Genomic DNA, 2,445 nt, shown 5'->3' with positions numbered 1-2,445 from the left:
TACCAAGCGATGTACCACAAGAAGGATAATGCAAGGTTTTTGAAAGTCCCAATCCTATTTTCTTGCACTAACATCGGACTTTAACAGGTCAAAAGCCTTATTTTAAAAGGGTTTTACCATTATTCAGCAAGCCCTAAATAAGAATCATAACTTCTGTTTAGACTAATTTGCAGCCCAAATTGGCACAGCTAGGGATAAAAGACTGAGAAAGAGATAAAAAGCAGGATGAAGGATTAAGATGCGGTCTTTTTCGATTTAGGCGGGGCAGAATAGCGTTTTTTGACCGTAGGATAAGGGATTTTTGGAGTCCGTTTTTTGCCTTTAGGCCAGCCCTGGGATTTTCCTCGGGTTTTGGGGAAACAGGCGGGTGTACCAATCACCGCTAAAATTGCCCCAAAACCCTGAGCGACCCTTCCAGGAGTTAGAGAGTTTTGTGGAAGAGGCTTCTGCCAAGGTAAAGGATTATCTTGTACTATCTCACGAGCCAGCCATAACTACCAAGTCAGTAGAGGCATCAAATCGCGACCAGATTGCCCTTGTTCGGGATTTGAAAGTTTGGGTAAAGTCCAGTGTAATCTTTGCGAGTGCGAAGCGATTCGAGTGATCGATGTTAATGGGACTTAGGCGTTTTCGGTCAGCAAAAAAGGCTCAAACCATTACGGGACAAAGGGTTAACCTCGATTTATGATTTTCCTTGATATATCTGGGTTTCAGCGATTTTGGGCTTCTCGAAGTAAATCCCAAGCGGGGATTGGAGTTGAGGCTTTTATCGATTTGTTTTTTGTCTAAGTCCCATTATGTGGACTTCGGTGGAATTATAGAGGAAGAAGGCACATTCTGTGGCTATACCATTCCGACCCGTCTGCGGATTGGATGGTACTTTGGCACTGAGCGGTTTGAGTCAGAGGGTGAGTTTTTCCGAGTCACGATTGATGATGCAATCTATCGGTAGAACGATCGGACATCAATAAAGAAATTACAGCCAACTTTGTAGAATGAAGTACAGCCAAAGTAAGGAGGGACTACGGGTGTGTGGCAAGTGATATGGAATACTGTGCTATCGGAATTCTCCGAGATCACCGATGTGGCTCAAATTATCCGCATCATTTTACGTTTCTTGCTTGCGGCGATCCTTGGTGGTCTACTGGGGTACGATCGGGAGATCAAGGGCAAGGCGGCAGGGTTGCGAACGCATATGCTGGTTTCTTTCGGGGCAGCACTCTTCGTCCTCATTCCTCAACAATCTGGGGCATCGATCGCAGATTTAACTCGTGTGTTGCAGGGCTTGATCGCTGGGGTGGGATTCCTTGGGGCCGGATCGATCATTATAGGAAGGCACCAAGAGGAGGCTAAGGGGATGACCACGGCGGCGGGCATATGGCTAACGGCGGCCATCGGCGTAGCGGCAGGGATGGGGCGAGAAGCGACGGCCATTCTCAGCACTCTCTTAGCCTTGGGAATCTTATCCTTAATTCCCAAGGTCGAACGGTTGTTTGAACGCCGTGGAAGGAGGAGTTAAACGGGGTCGGAGTATTCGGGCGGATAGGGGTTGAAGATGTACAAGTAGTTCATACCCGCGTTAAACTGCATATCTTGCCCCATGCCGTTGGAGCCCAAAGATGATCAAAATTTCCGTTGATTCACAGGTGTCGTTTTCTCGACCCTTGGTTTATGTCACCTATCGGGACAAGCTGATGGAGTTGGGGCCGTATCTGCCCAATGTGCGATCGCTGCAACTCAAGTCTCGCCAGGAAGCGGAGCGACAGGTGCGACTAGTGCTGGAGTGGCATGGGGGTGGGGACATCCCAGCCGCTGCTCGGGCACTTTTGAGTGAAGAACTGTTCACTTGGACGGAATACGATATCTGGGACAACAATGAGTTTACTGTAGACTGGCAAATTGAAACCCATGCCTACCGAGAGGCGGTGTTTTGCGCTGGCAAGAACCGCTTTCTGGATCGAGGCAATTGCACATTGGTGGAAAGCCGAGTCGAAGTGAGGATTGACCTCAGCGCAGTTCACAGTGTGCCCCCCTTCTTGCTCAGTCGCTTAGTTCACCTAGTCGAAGAGCTTCTGGCCAAAAAGATTGAACCGAATCTGGTGCAGATGGGACAGAGTGTGCAGAAGTATCTGGAGCAAACGCAGAAAACCCAGTAACGCCAGGAAAGGGATAGACTATGGGGTAGCGATCTGGAAGTAGTGGTGAGTCGAATTGCTTATTTAGGGTTTGCTGAAAAAGTTTGTTGGTGGGGTTAGGAGTCGGTCGTCGGTCGTCAGTAGCCGGTCGTTTCAGGCTTTGTTGCCCTCTTTTTTTTTGTACCGGTTTATGTACTACAAGAAGGATAATGCAAGGTTTTTGAATGTCCCAATCCTATTTTCGCAGCATGAACATCGGATTTTAACAGGTCAAAAGCCTTATTTTAAAAGGGTTTTACCATTATTCAGC

The 2,445-nt window shown here is 47.9% G+C and carries 3 protein-coding genes and 1 pseudogene; 3 read left to right on the top strand and 1 reads right to left on the bottom strand.

Translation table 11 applies throughout. The features are described from left to right. Positions 1 to 233: 233 nt before the first annotated feature. Positions 234 to 609, bottom strand: a pseudogene (locus PX481_RS00530) (NF041680 family putative transposase); the annotation flags it as partial. Positions 610 to 781: 172 nt separating this feature from the next. Here PX481_RS00530 and PX481_RS00525 point away from each other — a divergent pair. From PX481_RS00525 to PX481_RS00515, 3 genes are all read left to right on the top strand, one after another. Further along, positions 782 to 952, top strand: a complete 171-nt coding sequence (locus PX481_RS00525; protein WP_155120367.1) for a hypothetical protein — start codon at positions 782 to 784, stop codon at positions 950 to 952. Between the two features lie 78 nt (positions 953 to 1,030). Continuing rightward, positions 1,031 to 1,519 carry an MgtC/SapB family protein gene (locus tag PX481_RS00520; RefSeq protein ID WP_004159254.1) on the top strand — a complete coding sequence of 163 codons (489 nt, stop codon included), beginning with the start codon at positions 1,031 to 1,033 and terminating at the stop codon, positions 1,517 to 1,519. Positions 1,520 to 1,619: 100 nt separating this feature from the next. Continuing rightward, a complete protein-coding gene (locus PX481_RS00515) occupies positions 1,620 to 2,156 on the top strand; it encodes a hypothetical protein (protein ID WP_288027686.1) in 537 nt (178 codons plus the stop codon). Positions 2,157 to 2,445: the final 289 nt, after the last annotated feature.

It is taken from the genome of Microcystis sp. M53603_WE2, assembly GCF_030065435.1.
The sequence above is the reverse complement of the archived record's forward strand: the minus strand, read 5'-3'. Positions and strand labels throughout refer to the sequence as shown.